Here is a 23,750-nt window from a genome sequence, read left to right as displayed (position 1 = left end):
ACCACCACCCGAAGGACGAACCAGGACGAATCCTCAACCCCGACCGACCACCCCAGGCCGGCGCGCGCACGTGAATGATCGAGGTGAGCACCGGGATAATTCCACACCATGATCCGGTGAACGAATTCAAAAGCACGATAAAACCGCTCCCCGGAATGATCAAAGGAATTGAAGGCCGCCGTCCGGCGCGATTGCGGAATCCCCGGGAATAAACCTCCCGTTGAGAGGAACCCCACATCACATCGTCATCACAAAGCCGTTGATTCGCACGGCAACTGACCTCACTCGCTGTAACGTCGATTGGGTGCGTACCGAACGGAAGCTCACCCGTCTGGACCGGGTGTTCGCCAGGCTGGATCGTGAGCCGGAACGACCGGCCCACATCGACGTGCCGAAGATGAGCCGACACCGCATCGTGCTCTTCGCCGGCACCCTGGCTTTCTACCTGGCCATCGTGTGGGCCGTCGTCATCACCTCCTGGCTGGTCCGGCTGGACTGGCAGGTCATGTTCTTCCGGCCGTACCAGCAGTGGTCGGGGATCCACTGGTTCGTGGACTACTACGTGGTGCTCGGCCAGCGCGGCCCGACCGCCGTGATGGTCGCGGCCTGGCTGGGCTGGCGCTCCTGGCGGCAGCACACGCTGCGCCCGCTGCTCGCGCTCGGCGTCTCGCTGCTGCTGCTGAACATCACGGTCGGGGCCGCCAAGTACGGCATGGGCCGCCTGGGACCGCACTACGCGACCGAGATCGGCTCGAACGAGATGTGGCTCGGCGGCGATATATTTCCGAGCGGTCACACCGCCAACGCCGTGGTGACCTGGGGAATCCTGGCCTACCTGGCATCCACCCCGTGGGCGCGCCGCTGGTTGTCCGCGGTGTCCGCTGTGACCTCGCTCGGCGTCGGCATGGCCACCGTCTACCTCGGTACGCACTGGCTAAGCGATGTGCTCCTGGGCTGGGCCGCGGGCCTGCTGATCCTGCTGGCGCTGCCCTGGTTCGAGCCGCTCATCGCCCACGCCGAGAACCGGATCTTCGACCTGCGCGACCGGTGGCGCGCCCGTCACAGCCGTCCGGCACCGGCGTCCGTCCAGGTCACCAGACCCGTGGCGGTCAACTCGAGTCTTTCGGACCGGGACGATGTCGCCGCGCGCGAGCCGGTCTCTGCGGGCCGCTCGGCCCGGGCGCCCGGCGCGCCCGTCTACCTGGCGCCGGGCCCGCACACCACCCGCTCGGAGCGCGCGCCGGTCACTCCGGCGGGCAGCCGCCGCCCGCCGCACCCCCCGGAGCGCCAGCCGCGCGGCACGGCCTCGTCGAGCCGCCCCTGACAGTCGGCGGGGCCGGTACGCACGCCCTTCCCCCGCCGCCCTTCCCGCCCGGAAAGCGGCTTCGGCCCCGCTCTGCGCAGAGCGGGGCCGAAGCCGCTTTCCCGGCCCTCTCAGGGCCGTCACTCAGCCTTTCCAAGCCCGCGCGACGCGGCCGTCCTTCACCTCGAAGTTCAGCCGGCCGCTCATGTATTCCATCGTGATGATCGCTCCCGGCGGCAGGGAACGCACCGTCGACCAGCCCCGCTCACGCGCGAGCTGCTCGGCCCGGTCGGCCGCGAGACCGACGTACGCGTCCGGGCTGTCGTGGGGTTCCGCGGGGGGTGTCGGAATGGGTGCCATGCCGCCACGCTATGCCCTGGACCACGGTGCGTGAAGGCCGTTCAGATAAACCGGATCACCTAAACGCAGCACAGTAATACATGTCACATGTCCGTCTCGGGTCACACTTCTGTCACAGGATCACGACACGCGTTTCGGTCGCCGGGCGTCACACGGACGGGCGGTTCCGTAGGCCTTCCGTACGCCTTCCGCAGCCATTCGAACGTAATTTCCGCGTGTCACACCGGCGGCACGAAAAACGCGGCGGAAAGTGCCGGGAGAAGTGCCCCCGGACCCCATTCCATTCCGACACCGCGCCGGGCCACGGACAGCCGGTGCCGCACAGGAATTGCACGGCTGCCGCACAGAACTTCCGGTACGCCCCCGGTCGAAGCGCGCGGCGACGCGAGCATCATGGCGTGAGCTCGCGGGCACCCGTGGCGCGGGCTTCGGCGGGCCCGGTACGCGATGAGCGAAGGGGCGAGCGAACGATGGGGACGCAGACCGTTAAGGCGGCGGTACAGCCCGAGGAGACCAGCCTGGGCCGGGTGATCGTCGACTGGCTGACCACCACCGACCACAAGAAGATCGGCCACCTCTATCTGATCACGTCGTTCGCGTTCTTCCTGATCGCCGGTGCCATGGCGCTGATGATGCGCGCCGAATTGGCCCGGCCGGGACTGCAGATCGTCGACAACGAGCAGTTCAACCAGCTGTTCACGATGCACGGCACGATCATGCTGCTGCTGTTCGCGACGCCGACCTTCGCGGGCTTCGCCAACGAGCTGATGCCGCTGCAGATCGGCGCCCCGGACGTGGCGTTCCCGCGGCTGAACATGCTCTCGTACTGGCTGTTCCTGTTCGGCGGCCTGATCGTGCTCGGCTCGCTGGCGGTGCCCTCGGGACCGGCCGACTTCGGCTGGTTCGCCTACGCCCCGCTCAACAGCCTGGAGCGCTCGCCGGGTATCGGCGCCGACCTGTGGATCATGGGGCTCGCCCTGGCCGGCTTCGGCACGATCCTCGGCGCGGTCAACTTCATCACCACCATCGTCGGGATGCGCGCCCCCGGCATGACGATGTTCCGGATGCCGATCTTCACCTGGAACACGCTGTTCACGTCGATCCTGATCCTGATGGCGTTCCCGGTGCTGGCGGCGGCGCTGCTGTGCCTGGAGGCGGACCGGCGGTTCGGCTCGCACATCTTCGACGCGGCGAACGGCGGGGCGCTGCTGTGGCAGCACCTGTTCTGGTTCTTCGGGCATCCCGAGGTGTACATCATCGCGCTGCCGTTCTTCGGGATCATCAGCGAGATCATCCCGGTGTTCAGCCGCAAGCCGATCTTCGGCTATCTGACGCTGGTCGCGGCAACGATGGCGATCACCGGTCTGTCGGTGGTGGTGTGGGCACACCACATGTTCGCCACCGGCGCGGTGCTGCTGCCGTTCTTCTCCTTCATGAGTTTCCTGATCGCGGTGCCGACGGGGGTGAAGTTCTTCAACTGGACCGGCACCATGCTCAAGGGCTCGTTGTCGTTCGAGACGCCAATGCTGTGGGCGACCGGGTTCCTGGTGACGTTCCTGTTCGGCGGGCTGACCGGGGTGATCCTGGCGTCGCCGCCGCTGGACTTCCACGTCACGGACACGTACTTCGTCGTCGCGCACTTCCACTACGTGGTCTTCGGCACCGTGGTCTTCGCGATCTTCGCCGGGTTCTACTTCTGGTGGCCGAAGTTCACCGGGAAGATGCTCGACGAGCGGCTCGGCAAGATCCAGTTCTGGACGCTCTTCGTGGGCTTCCACACCACGTTCCTGGTCCAGCACTGGCTGGGCGCCGAGGGCATGCCACGCCGGTACGCCGACTATCTCGCCGCCGACGGCTTCACCGCGCTGAACACCGTCTCGACGATCGGCGCGTTCCTGCTCGGCATCTCGACGCTGCCGTTCCTCTACAACGTCTGGAAGACGGCCAGGTACGGCGAGAAGGTCGGGGTCGACGACCCGTGGGGCTACGGCCGCTCCCTGGAGTGGGCGACCTCCTGCCCGCCGCCCCGGCACAACTTCACCTCGCTGCCCCGGATCCGCTCCGAGTCGCCGGCGTTCGACCTGCACCATCCGGCGTACGCGGCGATCGACGAGCGGGAGAACCGCGCCGCCGGAGGCCGGGAGCCTCAGGGCTCGTAGGCCACCTGCGGCACGTCGAAGCAGGTGCGGTTCATGTCGCCCTGGCTGACCCACCCCTTCCCGTCCTGCCACCGGGCCACGGACAGACAGGTCCGGCTGGTCTTCGGCGGCTCCGCGAGCGGCCCGAAGTCCACGGGCAGGAGCAGGCCGCCCGCGGTGTAGCCGTCGCTGCGGTTGACGAAGGCATCCACGCACGCGCGCGTGATGCCGGTCTTCGCGCAGGACGTGGCCGCGTCCGTGAACCACCGCGCCGCCGCCCAGCCCTCCAGCTGCCACTGGGAGTGCGTCTCCAGATCCTCCGTGGCGTCGCGGAACTCGCGTACGGCCGGATGGCCGGTGTCCTCGTAGTTGCGGCTGGATCCGGTCGCCCACAGGGCGTTGCGGCAGCGCGGGGAGTCCTTGTAGTCCTCGGGGACGGTGGACGTCCAGTTCTGTACGTTCGTCACCTTGGCGGTGACGTTCGCGCCGACGTCGTCCATCGCCCGGCACAGCCGGGCGTTGCCGTGCGTGTCGACGGCGTCGAAGACCAGGTCGGCGCCCTGCTCCTTCAGATCGGCCGCGACGGCGCGGAAGTTGGGCAGCGCGAAATCGACCTGCTCGGTGATCACCCGGTAGCCCTCGGCCTTCAGGCCGCGCTCGATGAGGCGGGCGTAACCGGCGGACGCGGACTGGTTGTAGGAGACGACGGCGGCCGTGCGGGCGCCGTGCTCGCGCTTGAAGTACCGGTAGACCTCGGTGCCGCCGTACAGCTTGCCGTCCCAGCCGACGCGTCCGTTCCGCGGCGCGTTGCTGCCGTAGATGCTGTACAGGTGCGGGTAGGTGTCGTAGGCGGCCCCGATGGGCTGGCCGCCGATGTCGGGCACGCGCGCGCGGGAGACCCGGGAGGCGCCCGCGTAGTCCAGGGCGGTGGTGGCGACCAGGGCGAGGACCTTCTGCTCGTCGACCAGCTTGTGCACGCACTCGTTGTTGCCGACGCCGCTGCCGCCGTCGTCGCACAGCCGCACCTCGACTTGGCGGCCGTCGATGCCCCCGCGCGCGTTGAGGCGGTCGAAGTACGCCTTGGCGCCGTCGCGCGGGCCGGTGAAGGCGTTGCCGCCGACCGGGCTGGTGGCGCTGGTGATGATGCCCACCCGGATCGGCGTGCCCTCTTCGCGCGCGGGTGTCCTCGCCCGGTCGTCGCGCTCGAAGTCGCTCTCCGGCAGCCTGCTGCCGCAGCCCGCGCTCAGCGCGAGCAGCAATGCGGCGGCGACGGCCTCAGCAGCCCGGGATCGGCGAGGCCGTGCCATTGCCGCTCAGTTGCACCAGTGCGCACAGCGTCTTGGCGGACACCTTCCAGGTGCCGTCCTGTTCGACCGCCGTACCGGAGGCGTCCGGCAGGGCGGTGGCGCCCTTCAGGGTCAGCGAGTACGTCACGTTCGCTGCGGTCGGCGAGGTGAACTCCACCTTGGTGACGTGCGCCTGGACCTGCCCCATGCGCGGGTCACCGCTGAAGGCCTGCAGCACGGGGGCCAGCCGGTCGCCGTTCTCCAGGTAGGTGCCCTTCTCCTCGACAGGAGTCCTCGGGTCGAAGAACTTCTGCCAGTTCTGCCTGATCTCCCGTTCGGCCGCCGCCGTGTCCGCGGGCGCGGTGGCCGGTGCGTTCGTCGTCCGCTCCACGGTCGGAGTGGGGGCCGGACTCTGGCCGCCGCCGCTCTCGTCGGTGCAGGCCGCGAGGCCCGGGGCGAGGATCAGGATCAGGGCGGCGGCCAGCGCCGTACCCCGTCCCGCCGCCCTTGGGCCGTGTCCCCTGCGCGTGTTCCCCCGCCTGAGGTCGCTCCCCAGAACCATCTGGCTCACCACCGGGTGTCGGTCCGGGCCACGTGCGCCCGGTGCTTTCAGGGTCAGCTCACAGAGGGCATAGTGCAAGCGATTCGCTGACATGGACAGGCACATGCACAGACACCCGACACATGGGAGCCAGCGATGCGGACAGCGCGACTGCGGACCGTGCATCCCGTCCTCTGGGCCGGCTGGGCCGCCCTCGCCGCCGGCGCGGTGCTGTGCGTCGTCGGCTGGTACGGCGTCTCCGGCGAACGGTTCGCCGTGCGGCAGCTGCCCTATCTGGCCTCCTGCACGGCGCCCGGCGCCGCGCTGATCATCGCCGGGTCGGTGCTGCTCACACACGGGCGCGGTGCGCTGGCCGCCGCGCGCGTGGAGGAGCTGTACGGGCTGCTGGTGTCCGCCGGGACGGGCGACGCCGAGGAGTCCGGGCCGGTGGCCGCCGCGCCGGTGGCGGTCAGCTCTCAGATGCTGATGGTGCCGGGCGGCACCCTGTGGCACCGCGCGGACTGCCCGCTGGTCGCGGGGAAGGCGGAGGCGGTGCCGGTGGACTCCAAGCTGGTGGCGAGCGGCGAGCTGGGCCCGTGCCCGATCTGTGAGCCCGCCGAAGAAACCGACTGATGTCCTCGCTGACGTACGACCTCACGCTCGCCGGTCTGTCGGTGGGCAGCGCCGCAGCGTTGACCGGAATCGGCCTGATCGTGACGTACCGCGCGACCGGTGTGCTCAACTTCGCGCACGGCGCGATCGCGATGGTGTGCGCGTATGTGCTGCGGCAGTGCGTGGTCGAGTGGGACTGGCCGCTGTGGCTCGCGGCGACGGTGACGCTGCTGGTGCTGGCGCCGGGCCTCGGCGTGCTGCTGGAACGGTTCGTCTTCCGGCCCCTGTCGGTGCTGGGCAGCGACCCCGCGCAGACGCTGGTGGCGTCCATCGGGGTGTTCGTGCTGCTGGTGGGCGGGGCCGCGCTGCTGTGGGGGCAGGGGGCGCGGGAGGACGCGCCGGAGCTGGTGTCGGACGAGCCGTGGGGCCAGCTGGGCGTGGTGCTGGTGCTGGCCGCGGGGGTGACCGCGGTGATCCGGTGGACGCGGTTCGGCCGAGAACTGCGGGCCGTCGTCGACGACCGGCAGCTGGCCGTGCTCGGCGGCATCGACGCGGACCGGGTGGCCGCGGCGGGCTGGGCGTTCGGCGCGTTCACGGCGGGCCTGACGGGCGTGCTGCTGGCGCCGTACGTACGCCTGGACCCGTACGGCCTCCCCCTCCTCGTCATGGAGGTGGTGGCGGTCGCGGTCGCCGCGCGGATGCGCAGCCTGCCCGTGGCGGTGGTCGTCGCGCTGGGCGTCGGGGTCGCGCAGAGCCAGCTGACCCGGCTGCACCCGTCGGGCTGGGGCGAGCCGCTGCTCCAGGCGGTCGGCGCGAACCTGTTCGTCGTGGCCCTGCTGGTCGCGGCCCTGGCGCTGCCCCGGGTCGGCACGCGCGACGCGCTGCCGCGCTCGGCCACCGCGCGTGTGCCGACCCCGCCGGGCGCGTGGATCGTGGCCGTGGTGCTGTTCCTGCTGCCGCTCGGCTTCGCGGGCCGGGACCTGCACACGTCGGTCCAGGTGCCGGCGCTGGGAGTGGTCCTGCTGTCGCTGGTGGTGGTCACCGGCCGTGGCGGCCAGATCTCCCTCGGACAGGCGGCGTACGCGGGCCTGGGCGCCCTGTTCACGGCCCTGCTGGCGGCCGGACGCTTCCCGGGCCTGCCACAGTTGCCGGAACTGGCCGCCCTGCTGGTGGCGGTCCTCCTGGTGGCCCCGCTCGGCGTGCTCACGGGCTGGCCGGCGATCAGCCGCCAGGGCCTCGCGCTCGCGCTGGCGACGTTCGCGGTCGGCGTCGGCGTGAGCCGCTTCGTCTTCGCCCAGCCGTACGCCACGGCCGGGCTGTCCCTGGGCCGCCCGGCGAGCTTCGACGGCGACCGCGCCTACTACCTCCTGGAGCTGCTCCTGCTGGCCGGCGCCTTGCTGGCCACGCACGCGCTGCGCCGGGGCCGCACGGGGCGGGCCCTGGCCGCCATGCGGGACCACGAGTCGGGCGCCCAGGCGGCCGGCGTCCGCGTCCCGTCCCTGAAGCTCCTGGCCTTCGTCTCCGGCGCCGCGCTGGCCGCCCTCGGCGGCGGCATGCTCGGCATGGGCCTGCGCGCCTTCGACCCGGCGGCGTACGACCCGGTCCGCAGCCTGCTGTGGTTCGCCGCGGTCGTGGTCCTGGGCGCCGACAGCACCCTGGGCGCGCTCGCTGCCGCGGCCCTCCTGGTCGGCCTCGACGCGGGGACACGCGGCGGAGTGGCAGCGGCCCTGATCGGCGTCCTGGCGGTGCTGGTCGGGCGTTTCCCCGGCGGCCCGTACGAGGCACTGCGCACGGCGACGACCCGACTGCGCCTGCACCACCGGGCGGCACTCACGCCATTGGGGGCGAGGGCGCGCCGCAGGTTGCGCCCGGTGCAGCAACGGCCGGCGCACCGGCCGGCGCTGGCGGGCGTGACGGCGATGAGGCACGCGACAGCGACACGCCAAGCCAAGCAGGACGGGTTCCCGGGGCCGCCGGCGCAACGGGACGGCGCGGAGGGGCGATGGCGGACGGTCGGCGGGAAGGCACGCCCGGGGCCACCCGCACCCGACAACGAGAGCAGCACAGGTGGTGCGGGTGGGAGCACACACCCGGCCGGAGGCCCGGTTCACCACCCCGAACCCGCACCGACACTCACGGCCCGCCACCTACAGGCCCGCTACGGCGGCTTCACGGCTCTCCACGGCGTGGACCTCACCGTCCCACCCGGCACAATCACCGCCGTAGTCGGCCCCAACGGCGCCGGAAAGAGCACCCTGTTCCACTGCCTCGCCGGCACCCACCACCCCGTACGCGGCCAGATCCTCCTCGGCGGCCAGGACATCACCCACCGGCCCGCCCACACCCGCACCCGCCTGGGAATCGCCCGCACCTTCCAGCAACTGGCCGTCTTCCCCTCCCTGACCGTCGTCGAAAACGTCCGAGTCGGCGCCGAACAGGGCCGCCTGCGCGACCCGCACGCCGTGGAACGCGCCCTGCGCCTGTTCGCCCTCGACGGCCCCCTCCGCTCCCTCCCCGCCGCCGGCCTCCCCACCGGCACGCTGCGGCGTGTCGAACTGGCCCGAGCTCTCGCGGGCAGCCCCCGCGTGCTGCTCCTCGACGAACCCGCCGCCGGCCTCGACACCGCCGAGGTCGCCGCGCTGTCCCGCATCCTGAAGGCCCTCGCCGCCGACGGCACCGCCCTCCTCGTCGTCGAGCACGACCTCGACCTCGTCGCCGACCTCGCGGACGTCGTGCACGTGATGACGGCGGGCCGGATCATCGCCTCCGGCCCGCCCGACAGCGTCCTCGACACCCTCGACGCCCCCGGAACGGGGGCCGGCCCATGACGACCAGCGTGCCGACCATCTCCCTGCGCCACGCGCGCGTGCGCTACGGCCCCCTGGAGGCCCTGCACGACGTCACCCTCACCGCCCCGGGCCCCGGCCTGACCGTCCTGCTGGGCCGCAACGGCTCCGGCCGTACGACCGCCCTGCGCGCCCTGGCCGGCACGGTGCCGCTGTCCGCCGGCGCGGTGGTGTGGGACGGCACCGACGTGAGCCGGGTACCCGCGTACGAACGGGCCCGGCGCGGACTGTGCCTGGTCCCGGAGCGGCAGGCGGTGTTCGGCTCACTCACCGTCCACGAGAACCTCGAACTCACGGCACCGGCGTACGACTCCGCCCTCGATGCCTACCCGCAGCTGCGCCCCCTGCTGGACCGCCGCGCCGGCACCCTCTCCGGCGGCGAGCAGCGCATGCTCGCCCTGTCCCGGGCCCTGCTGGCACGCGCGCGCGTGGTGCTGGTCGACGAACCCGCGCAGGGCATGTCGCCCACGGTCGCGGCCCGGACGTACGAACTGCTGGGCGGCCTCGACGCGTGCGTGGTCGTAGCCGAACAGCGCCTGCCGCCCGCCCCGCACGCGCGCACCGCGATCGTGTACGAACTGCGCCGCGGCTCGGTCGTGTTCAGCGGCGAGGCGGGCGAACTCACGCCCCGGTGAGACGAGGCAGGAACGCCGAGGGGCCCCACCCGGGCCGTGGACCGGGTGGGGCCCCGTGCCCCGGGCGAAGGGGGACGGCTCAGACGGCGAGCCGCTGCCCGGGCACGATCGCGTCGGGGTCACCGCCGATGACGGCCTTGTTGGCGGCGTACAGGCGCTCCCAGCTGGTCCCGAACCGCGCGGCGATGACACTCAGGGTGTCGCCCTCGCGGACGGTGTAGTCGCCGCGGGAGGAGCCGCGGTCGGTGTGGCCCGTCGAACGCGCCGGCGCCTTCGACGGCTCCGGGGCGTCCGTCCGGCTCTCGGACGGGGCCGAGCCGGCCGCGGCTGCGGCGGGGGCGTCGCCGTACGCCCCGGCACGACCCGAGCAGGTCGGCCACGCGTTCCAGCCCTGGGCGCGCTGCACCTTCGTGGCCACGGCGATCTGCTGGCCCTTGGTCGCCCGGTCGGCGGCGGGCGCGTAGGCGGTGCCGCCGTAGGCGCGCCAGGTGGAGGCGGAGAACTGGAGTCCGCCGTAGTAACCGTTGCCGGTGTTGATGTGCCAGTTGCCGCCGCTCTCGCACTGGGCGATGCGGTCCCACACTCCGCCGTCCGCTGCCGCGGCGTTGCCGGCCGCGGCCAGCAGTCCGAGGGGGGCGAGCAGTGCCGCCCCCGCGAGGACCGCCGTCGTACGAGCCTGCGTACGCGTCTGCGTCTGCTTCTGCTTCTGCTTCTGCGCCTTACGAACGTTGTCACGAGTGGTATCGGCACATTCGGACATGAAGATCCCTCTCTAAGGACTCGGGGTCCCCCAAGGCGAAACGCCCCTCGCCGCGCATCGGCACGTGAGTCGCGCTCGCCCCGTCCGCCGGAGGTCGCGCTCCGAGCCGGCTGTGGTGCGGCCGGCGGACGTACCCGAGCGGTGCTCGTTGCACACGGCCGAGGAATCTAGGGAGCGGGTCAGGCCGGGATCAACCAACGGCCCGTCGTGCCAGGCCACTTGGTCGTTACCACAGGTATCGACGATTTTCGGACACCCACTTCATTCGTGGATTTCCTGATTTGTCGACCAGCACCGTTGTCGATCTGTGACTCACTTCACCCCTTCAACCCCCTTGAATTCCCATGCACTTGACCCTGAGTGCCCGAATCCGCCTCGCATGTGACCGTGTGCGCAGGATGGTTCGATTCCGTTCGCTGTAGGGCGTGACTCCCGCCACAGATCGTCCGTTGTCTTCTTCATGAGCCGGGGGCCCACCCCGACCACGGGCCGGGAGCCACCCGGTCTCGCCACGCACCACCGCATCCCGAGGGAGCCACCCGTGCCGCGCATGCTCGACGTCAGCGACGAGGTACGCGCCGAGATCGGCGACGAAGAAGCCGACCGCCTGCTCGCCGGAGAGACCGCCCCGGGCAGTTACGACTGCACGTCCTGCCGCACTCCGGGCGATTCCGAGCAGGAGCGCACCAGCACCGTCCTGTTCATCGGGGACGAGACCGCCGTCCTCGCCTTCGCCCACGCCAGCTGCCTGCCCTCGCAGGTCGTTCAGGTCACCGAGGAGCAGCTCCAGGGGGCCGTGAAGTCCATCACCGGCGACACCGTCGACCTCGAACCGGAGAAGGTCGTGCCCGAGCAGGCCGTGCTCGGGGTGACCAGCGGACTGGTTCTGATCGCCGGGGAGTTGCACCCGGCCCTGGTCGTGGAGCCGACCGCGCCGATCGTGCGGCCGGGCACGACCGGGGCCGGCGACGACTTCCTGCCGCTGCTCATCGAGCAGGGGTTCATGCCGCTGACCGAGCTGTCCGCGGTGCCGTCGGTGCTGCACGGCTGGTCGGTGCTGTTGGCCATGGGCCAGCTGCATGCCGTGCTGCAGCCCAGGCCGGACGGGACGCAGGCGGTTGCCTGGTGGCAGGCACATCAGCCGTTGCAGGTCACGGAGGGGTGGCGGACCGCTGCGAACAAGCATCAGCAGGTGCTGTTGTTTGCTGCGCCGGTGGGGACCATCGGGCGGCAGCCGCGGGAGGATCTGCTGCGGGAGGCGTTGGACAAGGCTGCGGCCAACGGGAAGTTGGTGGGGGCGGCGTTGCCTCTTGCTGGTACGTGAGGGCTTGTTCGCCTCACGGGCGGGGACTGCGCGTCGTGTGGCGGATGCGGGTGGTCCCTGGCTGGTCGCGCTCACGCGGCGGAGCCGCACATGTCACAGCCCCGCGCCCCTAACAGGGCGCTCTCCTGACCGCATCTCTTCAGGTGCCGGGTCGTTTGGACATACGTGCACGCATACGACGTTCCCCGCCGCCAGTCCTGTCAGCCGGTTCCGTCCCTGTGGTCGGCTCAGGATCTTTCGGCCGGCCCATCGGCCACGCCGATCTACGACGCGCTCTACGCCGAGTACGTCAAGTCCCTCCGCTCGCTGCCGGGTGACCGCAGCGGCGAGGAGGAGTTGGGGTTCACCGCCTTCGGGAACATCGCGCACAGTACGGGCTCGTACGGCGGTTCCTACGCCGGCTCGTACAGCGCCTACAGCGCGGGCGCACACAGCGCACGCCAGGGTGCGGGGCACGTGTCGCAGTGGCAGCGCGTCGGCCCCGTCGGCCAGCAGAGCACCGGGATGCTTCACGTCCCCGCACTGCCACCCGGCCCGCGGCGGGGCATCTGACACATGGGTGAGGGGCGGTCCCGGTCGGGACCGCCCCTCAGCCACGTCTGCTACTTCTTCTTCGCGCCGCGCTTCTCCCGCACCCGCACCGAGATATGGATCGGCGTCCCCTCGAAGCCGAACTCCTCGCGCAGCCGGCGCTCGATGAAGCGCCGGTACCCCGCCTCGATGAAGCCGGAGGCGAAGAAGACGAAGCGCGGGGGCTTGGTGCCGGCCTGGGTGCCGAAGAGGATGCGCGGCTGCTTGCCGCCGCGAATCGGGTGCGGGTGGGCGGCAACCAGCTCGCCGAGGAAGGCGTTCAGCCTGCCCGTCGGCACCCGGGTCTCCCAGCCGGCCAGTGCCGTCTCGATTGCCGGGACCAGCTTCTCCATGTGCCGCCCGGTGCGCGCCGAGACGTTGACCCGGGGCGCCCACGTCACCTGGCCGAGCTCGGTCTCGATCTCCCGCTCCAGGTAGTAGCGGCGCTCCTCGTCGAGGGTGTCCCACTTGTTGTACGCGATGACGAGCGCGCGGCCCGCCTCCACGGCCATGGTGATGATCCGCTGGTCCTGGACCGAGATGGATTCGGAGCCGTCGATCAGGACGACCGCCACCTCGGCCTTCTCCACCGCCGCCGCGGTGCGCAGCGAGGCGTAGTAGTCGGCACCCTGCTGGAGGTGGACGCGCTTGCGGATGCCCGCCGTGTCGACGAACTTCCAGGTCTTGCCACCGAGTTCGATCAGCTCATCGACCGGGTCGCGGGTGGTGCCCGCGACTTCGTTGACGACGACGCGCTCCTCGCCCGCCACCTTGTTCAGCAGCGAGGACTTGCCGACGTTCGGACGGCCGATCAGGGCGACGCGGCGTGGCCCGCCGATGCCGGCCCCGCCGAAGGTCTCGCGCGGCGCCTCCGGCAGTGCCTCCAGGACCTGGTCCAGCATGTCGCCGGTGCCGCGGCCGTGCAGCGCCGAGACCGGGTACGGCTCGCCGAGCCCCAGCGACCACAGGTACGCGGCGTCCGCCTCGCCGCTCGGGCCGTCCACCTTGTTTGCGCACAGCACCACGGGCTTGCCGGCCTTGCGCAGCAGTCGTACGACCGCCTCGTCGGTATCGGTCGCGCCGACCTTGGCGTCGACGACGAAGACGACCGCATCGGCGGCCTCGATGGCGTACTCGGCCTGCGCGGCCACGGAGGCGTCGATGCCGAGGACGTCCTGCTCCCAGCCGCCGGTGTCGACCACCTTGAAGCGGCGGCCCGCCCACTCGGCCTCGTACGTGACGCGGTCGCGGGTGACGCCGGGCTTGTCCTCGACGACCGCCTCGCGGCGGCCGATGATCCGGTTCACCAGGGTCGACTTGCCGACATTGGGGCGGCCGACGACGGCGAGCACGGGCAGCGGGCCGTGCCCGGCCGCCTCGATCGCGCCCTCGACGTCCTCCCGGTCGAAGCCCTCTTCCGCGGCGAGCTCCATGAACTCCGCGTACTCGGCGTCGCCGAGCGCCCCGTGATCGTGCTCGTGCGCGGCGTCGTACGCGTCCGAGCCGTCGGGCTGGATGTGGTCGTTCATGAAGATCCGTACCTCGTCGTTCATTCGTGGTGGTCGGTGGATCACCACGCCCGCGGTGATCCACTACTCAGTGTCGCCCAGCGCCCCGGCAGGCCGCCCGGCGTTTTCCGGGCGCCGTCAGACGCCCGGGTCCGGCCGGCGGCCGGTGATCCGTCTGGCCTGTTCCAGGTGCGAGGCGAGCTGCTTCTGGATGCGCTCGGTGGCCTCGTCCAGCACCTTGCGGGTACGCCGTCCGCTGCCGTCGCCCGCCTCGAAGGGGTCTCCGAAGACCACGTCGATGCGGGAGCGCAGCGGGGGCAGCCCTTTTATCAACCGTCCGCGTCGCGCTGTATTCCCCCGCCCATCCCGCCCGGTATTCCCCCGCCTGTCCCGCCCGGTATTCCCCCGCCCGTCCCGCCCAGCCGTCCCCAGCACCGCGACCGGAACGATCGGGGCGCCGCTGCGGACGGCGAAGTACGCGAGCCCGGCGCGCAGCGCGGCGAAGTCGCCCTCGCCGCGGGTGCCCTCGGGGAATATGCCGAGGACGCCGCCGGCCGACAGCACGTCGAGGGCCCGCGTGATGGCTGTCCGGTCGGTCGTGTCGCGGTCCACCTTCAGCTGGCCGATGCCGGTCAGGAACGGGTCGAGCGGGCCGACGAACGCCTCCTTCTTGACCAGGAAGTGCGTCGGCCGGGGCGCCACGCCCATGACCATCGGGCCGTCGATGTTGTGGGAGTGGTTCACGGCGAGGATCGCCGGACCGGCCGCGGGCACCCGCCAGGCACCGAGCACGCGCGGCTTCCACAGCCCGTACATCAGGCCGACGCCGATACGCCGGCCGACCTCGGCACCCCGCGCCGATGCAGCCCCGCTCACTTCCCGGCCCGCTTCTCCTCGACGAGGGTGACGACGCAATCGATGACCTGCGGCAGCGTGAGGTCGGTGGTGTCCACCTCGACCGCGTCGTCCGCCTTGGCGAGCGGCGAGGTCTTGCGGCTGGAGTCGGCCGCGTCCCGCTTGATCAGGGCCTCGCGGGTGGTGTGGATGTCGGCGCCCCTCAGCTCGCCGCTGCGGCGGGCGGCGCGCGCCTCCGGGGATGCGGTGAGGAAGACCTTCAGGTCGGCGTCGGGCAGCACGGTCGTACCGATGTCGCGGCCCTCGACGACGATGCCGCGCTCGGCGGTGGCAGCCAGCGAACGCTGCAACTCGGTGATCCGGGCCCGCACGTCCGGTACGGCGCTGACCGCGCTGACCTTGGAGGTGACTTCCTGGGTGCGGATCGGGCCGGACACGTCGACGCCGTCGACCGTGATCGTCGGGTTGAGCGGGTCGGTGCCGGAGACGATCTCCGGCTTGCCGGCCGCGGCGGCGATCGCGGCGCGGTCGCCGGTGTCGATGCCGTTGTGCACCATCCACCAGGTGATCGCCCGGTACTGGGCCCCGGTGTCCAGGTAGCTCAGGCCGAGCTGCGCCGCCACGGCCTTCGACGTGCTCGACTTACCCGTACCGGAGGGGCCGTCGATGGCGACAATCACTGGCGTGGCGCTTTCCACAGTGGGGACCTTCCTGGACCTGACTGGCGGGGGACGGGGGCGCGACCGCCCCGGACAAGGTTACTGGGTACGGATCCCTCGTCTGGCCGAGCCTGGGATGTGCCTGGCGGTGGCCTCTCGGCGCCGGTCAGGCACTCTCAGTCCGTCTGGGGGTGCCCCTCTGGGTCGGCAGCCCCCAGCGACGCCCACACCAGCACCGGGCAACCGACTACTGCCGGATCGCCCAGCCTCGCTCCCGCAACGCCGCCTTCAGCACCGCCACCGCCTTCGGCTCCACAATCAACTGCACCAGACCGGCCTGCTGCCCCGTCGCATGCTCGATGCGCACATCCTCGATGTTGACCCCGGCCGCCCCCGCGTCCGCGAAGATACGGGCCAGCTGCCCCGGCTGGTCGCTGATGAGCACCGCCACCGTCTCGTACACCCGCGGAGCGGACCCGTGCTTGCCGGGGACCCGCACCTGCCCCGCGTTGCCGCGGCGCAGCATGCCCTCGATGCCGATGGTGCCCTCGTGACGCTTGTCCTCGTCGGTGGACTGCAGCGCGCGCAGCGCCCGCACCGTCTCCTCCAGGTCGGCGGCGACATCGGTGAGCAGGTCGGCGACCGGCCCGGGGTTCGCGGAGAGGATGTCGATCCACATCCCGGGGTCGGAGGCGGCGATCCGGGTCACGTCCCGGATGCCCTGCCCGCACAGCCGTACGGCCGCCTCCTCAGCGTGCTCCAGGCGCGCGGCGACCATGCTGGAGACCAGGTGGGGCATGTGGGAGACGAGGGCCACGGCACGGTCGTGGGCGTCGGCGTCCATCACCACGGGCACCGCGCGGCAGTGCGAGACCAGTTCCAGGGCGAGGTTGAGGACCTCGGTGTCGGTGTCCCGGGTCGGGGTCAGCACCCAGGGGCGGCCCTCGAACAGGTCGGCGGTGGCGGCCAGCGGGCCGGACTTCTCGCGGCCCGACATGGGGTGCGTGCCGATGTAGGACGACAGGTCGAGGCCGCGGGCCTCCAGCTCGCGGCGCGGGCCACCCTTGACGCTGGCCACGTCGATGTAGCCGCGCGCCGCACCGCGCCGCACGGCGTCGGCGAGCACGTCGGCCACGTGCGCGGGCGGGGCGGCGACGATGGCCAGGTCGACGGGGCCGTCGGGCGCCTCGTCGGTGCCCGCGCCGAGAGCGGCGGCCGTACGCGCCTGCTCCGGGTCGTGGTCGGCGAGGTGGACGACGACGCCGCGCTGGGTGAGGGCGAGGGCGGCGGACGTGCCGATGAGCCCGGTGCCGATGACGAGTGCGGTTCTCACTGGGCGATGTCCTTGCGCAGGGCGGCCGCGGCACCGAGGTAGACGTGGACGATGTCGGAGCGGGGCCGGTCGGACTCGATGTGGGCGAGGACGCGGACGACGCGGGGCATGGCGCCCTCGATGTCCAGCTCCTGGGCGCAGATCAGGGGTACATCGACGAAGCCGATGCCGAGCTTGCGGGCGGCGGCGGCCGGGAAGTCGCTGTGCAGGTCGGGCGTGGCCGTGAACCAGATGCTGATCAGGTCGTCCGCGGTGAGCCCGTTGCGCTCCAGGATGGCGGTGAGCAGGGTCCCGACCTGCTCGTCCATGTGGCCGGCCTCGTCCCGATCGAGTTGGACGGCGCCCCGGACCGCTCGTACCGCCACGGCGATGCTCCTTTCTGACATGAGTGATCGGTTGTACGTCAGTGATCGGTTGTACGTCCGTCCAGCGTAGTCAGCCCGCGCCCGCCCGGCGCACCACGCCCGCCCGCTGAGACGACGGCTGCTGCGGCAGCAGAACGCGCGTTTTGCGGAACTTCCTCCCAGGTTGCTTCTTCTTCGGTGGCTTCAGTGCCAAGATGCATCACATGACCCAGAACGCGACCCGACGGACGGTTCTCTTCGCGACGGGCGCGGCGGCGCTCGCCGTGGGCTGCGGCGGCTCAGGCGACGGCGGCTCCCCGGCCGCGAGCCCCTCTCCGGGACAACGGCTGGCCGCCACCGGCGACGTCCCGGTCGGCGGCGGCACGGTCCTCAAGGACGAGAAGATCGTGGTGACCCAGCCCGAGCAGGGCCAGTTCAAGGCCTTCTCGGCGGTCTGCACCCACCAGGGCTGCACCGTGGCCAATGTCGCCGACGGCACGATCAACTGCACCTGCCACGGCAGCAAGTTCAAGATCGCGGACGGCTCGGTGACCCACGGCCCGGCGACGAAGCCGCTGCCCGCGGAGCAGATCACCGTGGAGGGAAATTCGATCCGCACGGCATGACCACCCGCGTACGCTCCCGGACATGCAGCCCGAGACCCTGGTACGCGATCACACGGTCTACGCCTGCGTGACGGGGTCGCGTGCCTTCGGTCTGGCGACGGAGGGCAGCGACGCCGACCGCCGCGGCGTGTTCCTCGCGCCCACGCCCCTGTACTGGCGCTTCGAGAAGCCGCCGACGCATGTGGAGGGCCCGCTGGAGGAGCAGTTCAGCTGGGAGCTGGAGCGCTTCTGCGAACTGGCCCTGAACGCGAACCCCAACATCCTGGAGTGTCTGCACTCCCCTCTCGTCGAGTACGTCGACGACACGGGCCGCGAGCTCCTCGCCCTGCGCGGCGCGTTCCTCTCCCGCGTGGCGCACCGGACGTTCGCCAGATACGCCCTCGGCCAGCGCAGGAAGCTGGACGCGGACGTCCGCAACCACGGCGCCCCGCGCTGGAAGCACGCCATGCACCTGCTGCGCCTGCTGATGAGCGCCGGTGACCTGCTGCGCACGGGCACGCTCACCGTCGACGTCGGCGACCGGCGCGAACGGCTGCTCGCGGTCAAGCGCGGCGAGGTCCCGTGGCCTGAGGTCGAGTCCTGGATGGCCCGGCTGGCGACCGAGACCGAGGAGGAGGTCGACCGCAGCCCCCTGCCCGCCGAGCCGGACCGGCGGCGCGTCGAGGACTTCCTCGTCCGCACCCGCCGTGCCTCAGCGCTCCAGCCTGCTCCGTACGACGAACTCGTGCAGGGCGTCGTGGACGGACGGGGCATCCGGCAGCGCTGACGCTCCCTGTGCCTCGTCCAGCGCGCCGTGCAGCCGCTCGATGTCCGCCTGCACGCGCGCGTGGTCGATGTCGGCGCACCCCCCTGCTCCCGCTCCGCCTTCGCCGCGATCAGCTCCGGCAGGTAGTCCGGGGCGTCGATCTCCCCGAGCAGCGTGGGCAGATGGGCCTGCACTTCGCCGCTGCGCATCAGATGGATGCCGGTGAGCAGCACCCGGAACGTGTACAGCAGCGGCTTCAGCTCGCCGGTCTGCTCGAACAGCCGCCACTGCGTGACCACGAAGCCCCGGTAGTGGTGAGCATGCTGGCTGGTGAGGACGCCGGGTGCGAGCGCGGCCAGTTCCCGGTGGGCGTCGGTGGTGTGCACGACCAGCGGAGAGAGCAGCTGCTCCAGAGGCACGGGGTCGGTCTGCTCGGCGACCACCGTGGCCAGGTCGATGTCCAGGGCGTCGGTCATCCGTCAGGCGTCCCAGAGCGCCCCGAGCGTCAGCAGGTCGCCCCGGTACTCGATGCGGTCCGCCCACTCGGTCGGCCAGACCTCGGCGCCGAGATACGCGCCCGCGAAGGCGCCGGTCAGGCAGGCGATCGAGTCGGAGTCGCCGGAGGTGCAGGCGGCGCGGCGCAGCGCGATGACCGGCTCGTCGACGAAGAGCAGGAAGCACAACAGGCCGGTCGCCAGGGCCTCTTCGGCGATCCAGCCTTCGCCGGTGGCCACGCACGGGTCGGTCTCCGCCGAGACGGTGCCCACGGCCTCCTGGAGGCGCCCCAGGATCGCCAGGCACTCGTCCCAGCCGCGCGCGATGAACTCCTCCGGCGTGGCGTCCTGAGCACGTGTCCACAGGTCACCGAGCCAGCGGTGGTGGTAGTGGCTGCGGTTCTCGTACGCGTGACTGCGCAGCAGGCCGAGAAGCCCCGTCGGCTCGGCGCCCTGCGCCAGCAGCCGTACGGCGTGCGCGGTGAGGTCGGAGGCGGCGAGCGCCGTGGGGTGCCCGTGGGTGAGCGCGGACTGCAACTGGGCGGCGCCCGCGCGCTGTTCGTCGCTCAGGCCGGGGATCAGCCCGAGGGGTGCGACGCGCATGTTGGCGCCGCATCCCTTGGAGTGGACCTGGCTGGCATCCTGCCAGGGGCCGGGGCGCTCCAGCAGGGTGCAGGCCCGGATGCAGGTGTTGCCCGGGGCGCGGTTGTTCTCCGGGGACCGGTTCCAGGCGATGAACTCCTGCCCTACGGCGTCGGCCATCCCCTCGGGCCCGAGCACGCCCCGGTCCATCGCGGTGCGCAGCCCCCGGCCGAGCGCCAGCGTCATCTGCGTGTCGTCGGTGACGATCGCGGGCGTCGGCAGCTCCATCCCCCGCCACGGCCCGCACTTGGCGAGGATCGACGGCACGTCGTTGAACTCGGTCGGGAAGCCGAGCGCGTCCCCGAGGGCGAGGCCCGTGAGTGCTCCGGTGGCGGCCTGCTTGTGGACGGTGGTGGTCATACGGGGCGTCCTTCCCGGGACGGTCGGAGCAGAGGGGGGTGCAGAGTGGTGGCGGTGCCCGCGCGGTACAGCGCGGCCGGTTTGCCGCGGCCGCCGGTCAGCCGCGCGGCGCCCGGGACCGGTTCGACGAAACCGGCCGTGGCGAGCACCTTGCGCCGGAAGTTGGGACGGTCGAGCGCGGTGCCCCACACGGTCTCGTAGACCTGCTGGAGTTCGCCGAGGGTGAACTCGGGCGGGCAGAAGGCGGTGGCGAGGCAGGTGTACTCCAGCTTGGCGCCGACGCGGTCGTGGGCGTCGGCCAGGATCCGGTCGTGGTCGAAGGCGAGGGATCCCGCGCCGTCGTACGGCACCCAGCGGGCCGCGGCCGCGTCGCTGCCGCCGTGCGCCTCGGGCGCGTGCGGCAGCAGCGCGGTGAACGCGACGGACACGACCCGCATCCGGGGGTCGCGGCCGGGCTCGCTGTAGGTGCGCAGCTGCTCCAAGTGCAGGCCCGTGACGTCCGCCAGGCCTGTCTCCTCGGCGAGTTCGCGCCGGGCAGCCGTCTCAGCGGACTCGTCCGGCTGCACGAACCCGCCGGGCAGCGCCCAGTGTCCGGCGTACGGGTCCTGCCCGCGCTCGACGAGCAGCACGTGCAGGGCGCCCGCGCGGAGGGTGAACACCGCGAGGTCGACGGTGACGGCGAAAGGTTCGTGGGCGTACTTGTCGTAGCCCTCGGGCACGGTCATGCCTCGCCGCCTCCCTCCAGAGCCCGACGACTAATAGTCGTTACGACTATAAAGAGGCCAGGGTGTGTCGCACAACCCCTTCAGCGGCCCAGGAAGGCCAGCAGCAGGGACCGGGGAGCCGTGCTGGACGCCGGTGGGAAGCCGAAAAAGCGTCGGCCGGTCCCGGATGTGTTCACCTGGGGACTCCAGGCGATCCGGAACCGGCCGCCACGCGCGCGTGGACCGTGGATCAGTGGACCTACAGGTCGACTTCCTTCATCAGCATCCCGACCTCGGTGTTCGACAACCGGCGCAGCCAGCCCGACTTCTGGTCACCCAGGGTGATCGGCCCGAACGCGGTGCGCACCAGCTTGTCGACGGGGAAGCCGGCCTCGGCGAGCATGCGGCGCACGATGTGCTTGCGGCCCTCGTGCAGGGTGACCTCGACGAGGTAGTTCTTGCCGGTCTGCTCGACGACCCGGAAGTGGTCCGCGCGCGCGTAGCCGTCGTCCAGCTGGATGCCGTCCTTCAGGCGCTTGCCCAGGTCGCGCGGGATGGGGCCGACGATGTGCGCGAGATAGGTCTTCTTCACGCCGTACTTGGGGTGGGTCAGCCGGTGCGCCAGCTCGCCGTGGTTGGTGAGCAGGATGACGCCCTCGGTCTCGGTGTCCAGGCGCCCGACGTGGAAGAGCCGGGTCTCGCGGTTGGTGACGTAGTCCCCGAGGCACTGGCGGCCCTCGGGGTCCTCCATCGTGGAGACGACACCGGCGGGCTTGTTGAGCGCGAAGAACTGGTAGCGCTGCGTGGCGACGGTCAGCCCGTCGACCTTGATCTCGTCCTTCTCCGGGTCGACCCGCTTGCCCTGCTCGACGACGATCTCGCCGTTGACCTCGACGCGGGCCTGGTCGATCAGCTCCTCGCAGGCGCGCCGGGAGCCATAGCCCGCGCGCGCGAGGACCTTCTGCAGCCGCTCGCCCTCCTGCTCGGCGCCGGGGAAGGTCTTCGGGAGCTTGACCTCCTTCTTGCCGGCGTACCGGTCGCGGTTGCGCTCCTCGGCCCGTGTCTCGTACTCACGTGAGGTCGCCGGGGCCGTACGCCCGCGCTGCTGGGGGTGCTTCGGCCCGCCCTTGGCGCCGCCGCGCGCCGCACCGCCGCGCCCGGCCTTGGGGCCGTCCTTGGTGGCGCCGGGGCCCACGTCGTAGCGGCGCTCCTCGGGGCGGGGCTTGCGGGGGCGGCCCTGCCCCTGCTTGTCGTCCCTGTTGTTGCCGGCGCCGCGGTGGTTGCCGCGCCCGCCGTGTCCGCCGTTCCTGCCGCTGCTTCGCATCAAAGTTCCGTCTGGTCGTCTTCGTCGTCGGTACCCGGGGTCACCCGGCTGCCCGGCGCATCGTCATCGGGCGCGTCCGGGTCGAACGACGGCACGCCCTCCTGGGTCTCGGCCTCGATCGCCTCCGCCTCCGGGAGGAAGGGCGCGAGCTCCGGGAGCTCGTCCAGACCGCGCAGGCCCATCCGCTCCAGGAAGTAGTTCGTCGTCCTGTACAGGATCGCACCTGTTTCGGGTTCCGTGCCCGCCTCCTCGACCAGACCCCGCTGCAGGAGGGTGCGCATGACGCCGTCGCAGTTCACTCCTCGCACGGCGGAGACCCGGCTGCGGCTGACCGGCTGGCGGTAGGCGACGACCGCGAGGGTCTCCAGCGCGGCCTGGGTGAGGCGGGCCGTCTGGCCGGCCAGGACGAGGCGCTCGACGGCGGCCGCGTACTCGGCGCGGGTGTAGAAGCGCCAGCCGCCCGCGACGAACCGCAGCTCGAAGCCGCGCCCCTGGACGGCGTACTCGTCGGCCAGCTCGCACAGCGCGTCCGAGATCTGCCGCTTCGGCCGCTCGAGGATCTTGGCGAGGTGCTCCTCGGTCGCGGGCTCGTCCACGACCATGAGGACCGCCTCCAGCGCGGGCTTGAGGTCGAGGTCGGCGACGGTGCGCAGCCCCGCGGGCAGCTCGGTGGTCTCCTCGCTCACGCCTTCTTCTCCTCCCTGGGCGGCTCGGGCGGCCGGTCGAACTCGTCGGTGACCCGCGGCGTCTCGTCGCCGTCCCCGCCGGTCCAGCGCACCAGCAGCTCGCCGAGCGCCGTCTCCTGCTCCAGGGCGACGGCCTTCTCGCGGTACAGCTCCAGCAGCGCCAGGAAGCGCGCCACGCGTGTCAGTGTGTCGTCGGTGTCCTCGACGAGCGCGCGGAAGCTGGCCTCGCCGAGCTCCCTGAGCCGCGCCACCACGATCCCGGCCTGCTCCTGCACGCTGACCAGCGGCGCGTGGATGTGGTCGACGTACACTTGCGGCTTGGGCTTGGGCTGCATCGCCTTCACGGCGAGCTTGGCGAACCCTTCCGCCCCGATGCTGATGACCACCTCGGGCAGCAGCTCGGCATGGTGGGGTTCGAGTCCCACGGTACGGGGGTAGCGCCGGGCCTCCTCGTCGAGCCGCCCGCTGAAGATGTCGGCGATCTGCTTGTACGCGCGGTACTGGAGCAGCCGCGCGAAGAGCAGGTCCCGCGCCTCCAGCAGCGCCAGGTCGGCCTCGTCCTCCACCTCGGCGGCGGGCAGCAGCCGCGCCGCCTTCAGATCCAGCAGCGTTGCGGCGACGACCAGAAACTCGGTCGTCTCGTCCAGATCCCAGTCCGGCCCCAGCGCCCTGATGTAAGCCATGAACTCATCGGTCACCTTCGACAGCGCGACCTCGGTGACGTCCAGCTTGTGCTTGGAAATCAGCTGAAGCAGCAGATCGAAGGGCCCCTCGAAGTTCGACAGCCGAACCTTGAAGACCCCGTCACCGGCTTCCTCGACCGCCTCGGGTTCTCCCGCCGGCGGCTCCTCGGCCGCTTCGGTTTGTGCAGCCGGCGGATCCTCTTCTGCGCCGCCGCGGTTGTAAGCGCCGGCGGAAGCCGACGCCTCGGCCTCAGCCACCGCATCGCTCTGCGCCGCAGGCGGAACGACCTCCGCCTCCGCAGGAGGCGGAACCGGCTCGACCGACGGAGCCCCCGGCCCTCGGCCAAGCGCACGCCGCCGACCGGCCGCACCGCCGGGAACTGGGGAACCGTTCGAGGTCATAGCCCCCGCA

General features: G+C 71.6%; 24 protein-coding genes and 1 pseudogene. 9 read left to right on the top strand and 16 right to left on the bottom strand.

Features of this window, described 5'->3' with window-relative positions:
• A partial coding sequence (locus H8R17_RS45870; protein WP_223125616.1) for a hypothetical protein occupies positions 1-236 on the bottom strand: 236 nt, incomplete at its 3' end.
• Positions 237-304: 68 nt separating this feature from the next.
• Here H8R17_RS45870 and H8R17_RS29375 point away from each other — a divergent pair.
• Complete coding sequence (locus tag H8R17_RS29375; RefSeq protein WP_187826251.1) at positions 305-1,324, top strand: phosphatase PAP2 family protein; 1,020 nt, start codon at positions 305-307, stop codon at positions 1,322-1,324.
• A 123-nt stretch (positions 1,325-1,447) separates the two neighbouring features.
• Here H8R17_RS29375 and H8R17_RS29370 read toward each other — a convergent pair whose 3' ends face one another.
• The gene (locus H8R17_RS29370; protein WP_187826250.1) at positions 1,448-1,663 is read right to left on the bottom strand and encodes an I78 family peptidase inhibitor; all 216 of its coding nucleotides are present in this window, start codon (positions 1,661-1,663) and stop codon (positions 1,448-1,450) included.
• Between the two features lie 470 nt (positions 1,664-2,133).
• Here H8R17_RS29370 and ctaD point away from each other — a divergent pair, with 470 nt between their 5' ends.
• Positions 2,134-3,822 (top strand): cytochrome c oxidase subunit I, encoded by a 1,689-nt coding sequence (gene ctaD, locus H8R17_RS29365; protein ID WP_187826249.1) that lies wholly within the window; start codon positions 2,134-2,136, stop codon positions 3,820-3,822.
• Here ctaD and H8R17_RS29360 read toward each other — a convergent pair.
• Together H8R17_RS29360 and H8R17_RS29355 are read right to left on the bottom strand one after the other, a co-directional pair.
• Positions 3,810-5,108 (bottom strand): ABC transporter substrate-binding protein, encoded by a 1,299-nt coding sequence (locus H8R17_RS29360; protein ID WP_187826248.1) that lies wholly within the window; start codon positions 5,106-5,108, stop codon positions 3,810-3,812. The two genes, ctaD and H8R17_RS29360, sit on opposite strands and share 13 nt — an antisense overlap.
• Entirely contained in the window at positions 5,077-5,649 is a 573-nt protein-coding gene (locus H8R17_RS29355; RefSeq protein ID WP_187826247.1) for a hypothetical protein, read from the bottom strand. Before H8R17_RS29355 ends, H8R17_RS29360 begins: the two co-directional genes overlap by 32 nt.
• Positions 5,650-5,784: 135 nt before the next feature.
• Here H8R17_RS29355 and H8R17_RS29350 point away from each other — a divergent pair, with 135 nt between their 5' ends.
• From H8R17_RS29350 to H8R17_RS29340, 3 genes are read left to right on the top strand one after another with little or no spacing between them, the layout of a single operon-like run.
• Positions 5,785-6,261 (top strand): hypothetical protein, encoded by a 477-nt coding sequence (locus H8R17_RS29350; RefSeq protein ID WP_187826246.1) that lies wholly within the window; start codon positions 5,785-5,787, stop codon positions 6,259-6,261.
• Entirely contained in the window at positions 6,261-9,068 is a 2,808-nt protein-coding gene (locus tag H8R17_RS29345) for an ABC transporter permease subunit (protein WP_187826245.1), read from the top strand. Before H8R17_RS29350 ends, H8R17_RS29345 begins: the two co-directional genes overlap by 1 nt.
• The gene (locus H8R17_RS29340; RefSeq protein ID WP_187826244.1) at positions 9,065-9,721 is read left to right on the top strand and encodes an ATP-binding cassette domain-containing protein; all 657 of its coding nucleotides are present in this window, start codon (positions 9,065-9,067) and stop codon (positions 9,719-9,721) included. Before H8R17_RS29345 ends, H8R17_RS29340 begins: the two co-directional genes overlap by 4 nt.
• Positions 9,722-9,800: 79 nt before the next feature.
• Here the strand turns inward: H8R17_RS29340 and H8R17_RS29335 are convergent, their stop codons facing one another.
• A complete protein-coding gene (locus tag H8R17_RS29335; protein WP_187826243.1) occupies positions 9,801-10,481 on the bottom strand; it encodes a transglycosylase family protein in 681 nt (226 codons plus the stop codon).
• Positions 10,482-11,022: 541 nt separating this feature from the next.
• On the opposite strand from H8R17_RS29335, the gene H8R17_RS29330 reads away from it, so the two are divergent.
• Both H8R17_RS29330 and H8R17_RS29325 read left to right on the top strand, forming a co-directional pair.
• Positions 11,023-11,805 carry a hypothetical protein gene (locus H8R17_RS29330; RefSeq protein WP_187826242.1) on the top strand — a complete coding sequence of 261 codons (783 nt, stop codon included), beginning with the start codon at positions 11,023-11,025 and terminating at the stop codon, positions 11,803-11,805.
• A gap of 165 nt (positions 11,806-11,970) precedes the next feature.
• A complete protein-coding gene (locus H8R17_RS29325; protein WP_187826241.1) occupies positions 11,971-12,357 on the top strand; it encodes a hypothetical protein in 387 nt (128 codons plus the stop codon).
• A gap of 50 nt (positions 12,358-12,407) precedes the next feature.
• Here H8R17_RS29325 and der read toward each other — a convergent pair whose 3' ends face one another.
• The 5 genes from der to aroH all read right to left on the bottom strand — a co-directional run bounded on the left by der (position 12,408) and on the right by aroH (position 17,095).
• On the bottom strand, positions 12,408-13,904 hold the full coding sequence (der, locus tag H8R17_RS29320) for a ribosome biogenesis GTPase Der (RefSeq protein WP_187826240.1): 1,497 nt from the start codon (positions 13,902-13,904) through the stop codon (positions 12,408-12,410).
• A gap of 117 nt (positions 13,905-14,021) precedes the next feature.
• On the bottom strand, positions 14,022-14,798 hold the full coding sequence (locus H8R17_RS29315) for a lysophospholipid acyltransferase family protein (RefSeq protein WP_399477428.1): 777 nt from the start codon (positions 14,796-14,798) through the stop codon (positions 14,022-14,024).
• Positions 14,756-15,436, bottom strand: coding sequence for a (d)CMP kinase (gene cmk / locus H8R17_RS29310; protein ID WP_187826239.1), 681 nt, complete (start codon positions 15,434-15,436; stop codon positions 14,756-14,758). The genes H8R17_RS29315 and cmk overlap by 43 nt, the downstream gene beginning before the upstream one ends.
• A gap of 208 nt (positions 15,437-15,644) precedes the next feature.
• A complete protein-coding gene (locus H8R17_RS29305) occupies positions 15,645-16,730 on the bottom strand; it encodes a prephenate dehydrogenase (protein ID WP_187826238.1) in 1,086 nt (361 codons plus the stop codon).
• The gene (aroH, locus tag H8R17_RS29300) at positions 16,727-17,095 is read right to left on the bottom strand and encodes a chorismate mutase (RefSeq protein WP_187826237.1); all 369 of its coding nucleotides are present in this window, start codon (positions 17,093-17,095) and stop codon (positions 16,727-16,729) included. Before aroH ends, H8R17_RS29305 begins: the two co-directional genes overlap by 4 nt.
• A gap of 203 nt (positions 17,096-17,298) precedes the next feature.
• Between aroH and H8R17_RS29295 the strand changes: the two genes are divergently transcribed.
• Both H8R17_RS29295 and H8R17_RS29290 read left to right on the top strand, forming a co-directional pair.
• Positions 17,299-17,700: a Rieske (2Fe-2S) protein gene (locus H8R17_RS29295; protein ID WP_187826236.1), complete on the top strand. Its 402-nt coding sequence runs from the start codon at positions 17,299-17,301 to the stop codon at positions 17,698-17,700.
• Between the two features lie 22 nt (positions 17,701-17,722).
• Positions 17,723-18,466 carry a DNA polymerase beta superfamily protein gene (locus H8R17_RS29290; protein ID WP_187826235.1) on the top strand — a complete coding sequence of 248 codons (744 nt, stop codon included), beginning with the start codon at positions 17,723-17,725 and terminating at the stop codon, positions 18,464-18,466.
• On the opposite strand, the pseudogene H8R17_RS29285 reads toward H8R17_RS29290, so the two are convergent.
• The 6 genes and pseudogenes from H8R17_RS29285 to H8R17_RS29260 form a co-directional block, all read right to left on the bottom strand.
• Positions 18,392-18,858 (bottom strand): annotated as a pseudogene (locus H8R17_RS29285) (DNA polymerase beta superfamily protein); the annotation flags it as partial. The gene H8R17_RS29290 and the pseudogene H8R17_RS29285 overlap by 75 nt on opposite strands.
• A 66-nt stretch (positions 18,859-18,924) precedes the next feature.
• Positions 18,925-19,941, bottom strand: coding sequence for an ADP-ribosylglycohydrolase family protein (locus H8R17_RS29280; protein ID WP_187826234.1), 1,017 nt, complete (start codon positions 19,939-19,941; stop codon positions 18,925-18,927).
• Positions 19,938-20,666 carry an NUDIX domain-containing protein gene (locus H8R17_RS29275; RefSeq protein WP_187826233.1) on the bottom strand — a complete coding sequence of 243 codons (729 nt, stop codon included), beginning with the start codon at positions 20,664-20,666 and terminating at the stop codon, positions 19,938-19,940. The genes H8R17_RS29280 and H8R17_RS29275 overlap by 4 nt, the downstream gene beginning before the upstream one ends.
• A 238-nt stretch (positions 20,667-20,904) precedes the next feature.
• Complete coding sequence (locus H8R17_RS29270) at positions 20,905-21,969, bottom strand: pseudouridine synthase (protein WP_187826232.1); 1,065 nt, start codon at positions 21,967-21,969, stop codon at positions 20,905-20,907.
• Entirely contained in the window at positions 21,969-22,655 is a 687-nt protein-coding gene (gene scpB / locus H8R17_RS29265) for an SMC-Scp complex subunit ScpB (RefSeq protein WP_187826231.1), read from the bottom strand. The genes H8R17_RS29270 and scpB overlap by 1 nt, the downstream gene beginning before the upstream one ends.
• Positions 22,652-23,740 (bottom strand): ScpA family protein, encoded by a 1,089-nt coding sequence (locus tag H8R17_RS29260; RefSeq protein ID WP_187826230.1) that lies wholly within the window; start codon positions 23,738-23,740, stop codon positions 22,652-22,654. The genes scpB and H8R17_RS29260 overlap by 4 nt, the downstream gene beginning before the upstream one ends.
• Positions 23,741-23,750: the final 10 nt, after the last annotated feature.

Source organism: Streptomyces sp. TRM68367 (assembly GCF_014495685.1).
Classification (GTDB): Bacteria; Actinomycetota; Actinomycetes; order Streptomycetales; family Streptomycetaceae; genus Streptomyces.
The sequence above is the reverse complement of the archived record's forward strand: the minus strand, read 5'-3'. Positions and strand labels throughout refer to the sequence as shown.

What these genes read in the sequence shown, in the direction of transcription:
- H8R17_RS29370 (WP_187826250.1), bottom strand. Translation starts at nt 1,663, where the DNA reads ATGGCACCCATTCCGACACCCCCCGCGGAACCCCACGACAGCCCGGAC.
- ctaD (WP_187826249.1), top strand. Translation starts at nt 2,134, where the DNA reads ATGGGGACGCAGACCGTTAAGGCGGCGGTACAGCCCGAGGAGACCAGC.
- H8R17_RS29360 (WP_187826248.1), bottom strand. Translation starts at nt 5,108, where the DNA reads ATGGCACGGCCTCGCCGATCCCGGGCTGCTGAGGCCGTCGCCGCCGCA.
- H8R17_RS29355 (WP_187826247.1), bottom strand. Translation starts at nt 5,649, where the DNA reads ATGGTTCTGGGGAGCGACCTCAGGCGGGGGAACACGCGCAGGGGACAC.
- H8R17_RS29350 (WP_187826246.1), top strand. Translation starts at nt 5,785, where the DNA reads ATGCGGACAGCGCGACTGCGGACCGTGCATCCCGTCCTCTGGGCCGGC.
- H8R17_RS29345 (WP_187826245.1), top strand. Translation starts at nt 6,261, where the DNA reads ATGTCCTCGCTGACGTACGACCTCACGCTCGCCGGTCTGTCGGTGGGC.
- H8R17_RS29340 (WP_187826244.1), top strand. Translation starts at nt 9,065, where the DNA reads ATGACGACCAGCGTGCCGACCATCTCCCTGCGCCACGCGCGCGTGCGC.
- H8R17_RS29335 (WP_187826243.1), bottom strand. Translation starts at nt 10,481, where the DNA reads ATGTCCGAATGTGCCGATACCACTCGTGACAACGTTCGTAAGGCGCAG.
- der (WP_187826240.1), bottom strand. Translation starts at nt 13,904, where the DNA reads ATGAACGACCACATCCAGCCCGACGGCTCGGACGCGTACGACGCCGCG.
- H8R17_RS29295 (WP_187826236.1), top strand. Translation starts at nt 17,299, where the DNA reads ATGACCCAGAACGCGACCCGACGGACGGTTCTCTTCGCGACGGGCGCG.
- H8R17_RS29290 (WP_187826235.1), top strand. Translation starts at nt 17,723, where the DNA reads ATGCAGCCCGAGACCCTGGTACGCGATCACACGGTCTACGCCTGCGTG.
- H8R17_RS29280 (WP_187826234.1), bottom strand. Translation starts at nt 19,941, where the DNA reads ATGACCACCACCGTCCACAAGCAGGCCGCCACCGGAGCACTCACGGGC.
- H8R17_RS29275 (WP_187826233.1), bottom strand. Translation starts at nt 20,666, where the DNA reads ATGACCGTGCCCGAGGGCTACGACAAGTACGCCCACGAACCTTTCGCC.
- H8R17_RS29270 (WP_187826232.1), bottom strand. Translation starts at nt 21,969, where the DNA reads ATGCGAAGCAGCGGCAGGAACGGCGGACACGGCGGGCGCGGCAACCAC.
- H8R17_RS29260 (WP_187826230.1), bottom strand. Translation starts at nt 23,740, where the DNA reads ATGACCTCGAACGGTTCCCCAGTTCCCGGCGGTGCGGCCGGTCGGCGG.